Annotated in this window: 3 protein-coding genes; 2 read left to right on the top strand and 1 reads right to left on the bottom strand. The window is 64.9% G+C overall.

The features are described from left to right. The first annotated feature begins 16 nt into the window (after positions 1-16). Positions 17-973, top strand: coding sequence for a LysR substrate-binding domain-containing protein (locus EOA27_RS24355; protein ID WP_042640974.1), 957 nt, complete (start codon positions 17-19; stop codon positions 971-973). Between the two features lie 104 nt (positions 974-1,077). Here the strand turns inward: EOA27_RS24355 and EOA27_RS24350 are convergent, their stop codons facing one another. Further along, complete coding sequence (locus EOA27_RS24350; protein WP_127257445.1) at positions 1,078-3,288, bottom strand: EAL domain-containing protein; 2,211 nt, start codon at positions 3,286-3,288, stop codon at positions 1,078-1,080. A gap of 121 nt (positions 3,289-3,409) precedes the next feature. On the opposite strand from EOA27_RS24350, the gene xseA reads away from it, so the two are divergent. After that, the coding region (xseA, locus tag EOA27_RS24345; RefSeq protein WP_127257443.1) for an exodeoxyribonuclease VII large subunit at positions 3,410-4,407 on the top strand (998 nt) is incomplete at its 3' end.

Here is a 4,407-nt window from a genome sequence, read left to right as displayed (position 1 = left end):
ATGATAGGTTGGACCGATGAAAGCGCCGCTTGACCTCGATCAGTTGCAAACCTTCATCTCGATCGCCGACACCGGCAGCTTCACCCGCGCGGCCGAGGAGGTGCACCGGACGCAGTCGGCCGTGTCGATGCAGATGCGGCGGCTGGAGGAGCGGATCGGCAAGCCACTGTTCGAAAAGGACGGCCGCACCAACAAGCTGACCGAGGAGGGCGACCGGCTGCTTTCCTACGCGCGGCGGCTGATCTACCTCAACCGCGAGACGCTCGCGGCCTTCGACGACCAGCGCCTCGAAGGTACGATCCGCATCGGCACGCCGGACGACTATGCCGACCGCTTCCTGCCCGAGATCATGGCGCGTTTCTCGCGCTCCAATCCGCGTGTCGAGCTGACGGTGGTTTGCGAGCCGACGCCGGGGCTTGTCGAACACATCAAGCGCGGCAATCTCGACCTCGCGCTGGTCACGCATAACGACACGCGCGGCCAGTCGGAAGTGGTGCGTCGCGAGCCGCTTTTGTGGGTCACCTCGGCCAACCACGCCACGCATGAACAGGAAACCCTGCCGATGGCGTTCGGCCGGCCGAACTGCATCTGGCGGCGTGCGGCTGTCGACGTGCTCGACCGGCAGAACCGCGACTACCGCGTGCTGTTCTCCAGCTTCTCGGCCACCGTGATCACCGCGGCCGTGCTTTCAGGCCTGGCGGTCTCGGTGCTGCCGGAATGCGCGCTCAGGCCCGGCATGCGCGTGCTCGGCGAGGCCGACGGCTTCGGCCAATTGCCGGACTGCCGCATCGGCATCATGCGCGGCCAGACCTCACAGCCGGAGATCGTCGACGCCTTGGCCCGTCACATCGCCGAAAGCCTCGACAACATTTCCGTGCCGGTGAGCGAAGAGGCGGGAAGCTTCGACTTCGCCGCGCTCGCCTTTGCCAAGATGAAAAGGGTCAAGGCAAACCAGATCATGCCTGGCTGGTAAGGCGGGAGCAATTCCAGGAAAAGTGTGAAGCGGTTTTCCGTCAGGAATTGCGTTGAAACAAATAGATAGAGCAGTTCGCCGTTTCCGTGAAATGACGAACTGCTCTAGGCCCGAGCGACGGAACGCTCCGGGCCGGCTGACGAAACACCCGGCAGCGCAAGCAACTGGCCGGGCTCCAATGGCGGCGACAGCAGATAGCCCTGGATCTGGTGACAACCCATGCCGACCAGCAAGGCCTTCTGCGCGTCGGTCTCGACGCCTTCGGCGGTCACTTCCACCTTGAGCGCCAGCGCCAACTCGATCAGCGTCTTGGCGATTGCGCGGGCGCTTTCGTCCTCGTCGAGCAGACGCACGAAGGAGCGGTCGATCTTCAGCTTGTCGATCGACTGGCGACGCAGATAGCTAAGGGAAGAGTAGCCGGTGCCGAAATCGTCGAGCACGATGCGCACGCCGGACTGGCGCAGCGCGGCAATCACGGCGCCAATCGTGTCATTGTGCTCGAGCAGAACGCTCTCGGTGGTCTCGAGCTGCAGGCGGGACGGGTCGAGTCCGGTTTCCTTCAGGATGCCGGCGATCTGTTCGGCAAAGCCGGCATCGCGCAGTTGCATCGGCGAGATGTTGACGGCGATCCAGGGAAGTTCGGTCCCGGCGGCAAAGCGGCACGCTTCGCTCAGCGCCCATTTGCCGAGCTCGCCGATGAGGCCGCGCTCTTCGGCAATCGCGATGAACTGCGCCGCGGGCAACGCGCCGTGCACCTCATGCCCCCAGCGGATCAGCGCTTCGGCCCCGAGAATCCGGCGGCCGTCGGCCGCGAAAACCGGCTGATAGGCGAGCTTTATGCCGCCGTCGCCGTCCAGCGCCTTGCGGAGTTCCGACTCGACCTTGCGCTTGCGCAACAAGAGATCGTCCATGTCGCCGGCGAACACCTCGTAGCGGCCGCGACCGTTCTTCTTGGCCTCGTAAAGCGCGATGTCGGCCTTGCGCAGCAGGTCGTCGGCATCCGTATCCGGTCCGGACGAGAGTGCGATGCCGATGCTCGCGCCGACGAAGACCTGGTCGCCAATGAGCCTGAACGGCTCACGCAGCTTCATAAGCAGCCTTTCGGCGATATCTTCGACGCTTCCGGCGTCGGGAATGTCGAGCAGGATCACAGCGAACTCGTCGCCGCCGAGCCGCGCGACAGTATCGGCTTCGCGGATCGTATGCTTGAGCCGCGCCGCCGTCTGGCGCACGAGCTCGTCGCCGGCCGGATGGCCGAGCGTGTCGTTGATGTGCTTGAAGCGATCGAGGTCGAGGTAAAGCAGCGCAACGTGCGTTCCGTCCTGGCCGGCGAAGAGCAGCATGCGCCGCAACCGGTCCTCGAACAGCGCCCGGTTAGGCAGGCCGGTGAGCGTGTCGTGGAAGGCGAGATATTGCGCCTGGTCCTGGCTGGTCTGCAGCGCGGCTGAGGCGCGACGCAATCGGCGCAGCAGGAACACCAGAACGCCGCCCGCCACGAGCAGCGCGATCGCCAAGGCCGGAGCGATCTTGCGCACCAAGGTAAGGCCGGGCCGCAACTGGTCCCAGCCGATATAGCCGAGGATAACACCACGCGAATCGACCAGCGGCACGGCGGCCGGGCCAACCGGCTCGGACAACGGCACCAGGCGCGCGCCATCGAGCAGGTATTTTGCCGCGATCTTGCCGATGACGGCATCGTTGATGAACTCGGCGGAGATATGCAGATATTCCGTGCCAGGCGCCTGGCTGACGCGATCCGAGCTCGGCACCAGCGGCATGACGCTCAAAATAGCGGGCTTTCCCTGGAGCGAGACGAGATCCTGCGCGACCATCTTGGCCGGCTGGCCGGAGGCGTCGGCTTTCAGCGGCTCACCCAACATGTGGCGCAGCTTGTCGATGGTCGGCCGCAATTCCGGCTCGTCCTCGCCGAAAGCCGACGCCGCAACGACTTTGCCTTCCCGCATGGCGTGGATCGCATGGTTGGCGGCGTCAAGGATGTAGACCCGGTTGTGGCCGTAGTAGCTGTACATCCAGGTGCTGAGGTTTTCCTCGATCAAGGCCTGATTGCCCGCCCTCACATTGGTTACCGAGTCATCCCAGACCGTCACGCTTTCCTGCTCGCGCTGGACCGCGGCAATCTGGTCGTTCAGCCCATCGGCGATGAAAATCTTCTGCCGTTCGAGTGAAGCCTCGTCGGCCTGATTGGCGGCGTAGAAGCCGAAGCCGACGACAATCGCCAACGCGAAAGCGGCAAGCGTCAGCACGGTCAACGTGACCTGGTGCGGCAACGGGCTGCTGTCGTGGCGTGCGCTCATCGCGTTTCCTGGCCGGCTCTTGTGCCGTCAGTGAAAGCAAATCGGGCTTAAAATCACGTTATAATATTAGCAGGGGTTCTCCCGGCTTGACGCGAGCCGATAAGCGTTCCCCAATCCGGCGATGAATGAAACAGCAACCGAATCACGCAGCAACGCCACCGAATACACGGTGAGCGAGATTTCCGGCGCGCTGAAGCGCACTGTCGAGGACGCCTTCGGTAATGTGCGGGTGCGCGGCGAGATTTCCGGCTATCGCGGCCCGCATTCGTCCGGCCACGCCTATTTCGCGCTGAAGGACGACCGGGCGCGGATCGATGCCGTGGTCTGGAAGACCACCATGGCGCGGCTGAAATTCCGCCCCGAGGAAGGCATGGAGGTGATCGCCAGCGGCCGGCTGACGACCTATCCCGGCAAATCCAACTACCAGATCGTCATCGACAATCTTGAGCCGGCCGGCGCCGGCGCGCTGATGGCGCTGCTCGAAGAGCGCAAGCGCCGGCTGCAGGCCGAAGGCCTGTTCGACGCCGGCCGCAAGCGGCGGCTGCCCTTCATGCCCAAGGTCATCGGCGTCGTCACCTCGCCGACGGGCTCGGTGATCCGCGACATCATTCATCGCATCAAGGACCGGTTTCCGCTCCATGTGCTGGTCTGGCCGGTGCGGGTCCAAGGCGAGACGACGGCCAAGGAAGTCACCGCGGCCGTCAACGGCTTCAACGCGCTGACTTGGGACGGACCTATCCGCCAGCCCGACGTTTTGATCGTGGCGCGCGGCGGCGGCAGCCTCGAAGACCTCTGGGGCTTCAACGACGAAGGGCTGGCACGTGCCGTCGCGGCGTCGTCCATCCCCGTGATCTCGGCCGTCGGGCACGAGACCGATACGACTCTGATCGACTTCGTCGCCGATAGGCGCGCGCCAACGCCGACGGGCGCGGCCGAGATCGCCGTGCCGGTCAGGGCGGACCTGGAGGCTACCTTGGCCAGCCTTGGCGCGCGGCTCAATGCCTGCGCTTCGCGGCATCTGGAGCGCAAACGCCAGGCGGTGCGCGCGGCGGCGGCAGCCTCGAAGACCTCTGGGGCTTCAACGACGAAGGGCTGGCACGTGCCGTCGCGGCGTCGTCC

The organism is Mesorhizobium sp. M2A.F.Ca.ET.037.01.1.1 (assembly GCF_003998075.1).
Lineage (GTDB): Bacteria > Pseudomonadota > Alphaproteobacteria > Rhizobiales > Rhizobiaceae > Mesorhizobium.
Note: the sequence above shows the minus strand (reverse complement) of the source record. Positions and strands in the feature narration are given on the sequence as shown.

What these genes read in the sequence shown, in the direction of transcription:
- EOA27_RS24355 (WP_042640974.1), top strand. Translation starts at nt 17, where the DNA reads ATGAAAGCGCCGCTTGACCTCGATCAGTTGCAAACCTTCATCTCGATC.
- EOA27_RS24350 (WP_127257445.1), bottom strand. Translation starts at nt 3,288, where the DNA reads ATGAGCGCACGCCACGACAGCAGCCCGTTGCCGCACCAGGTCACGTTG.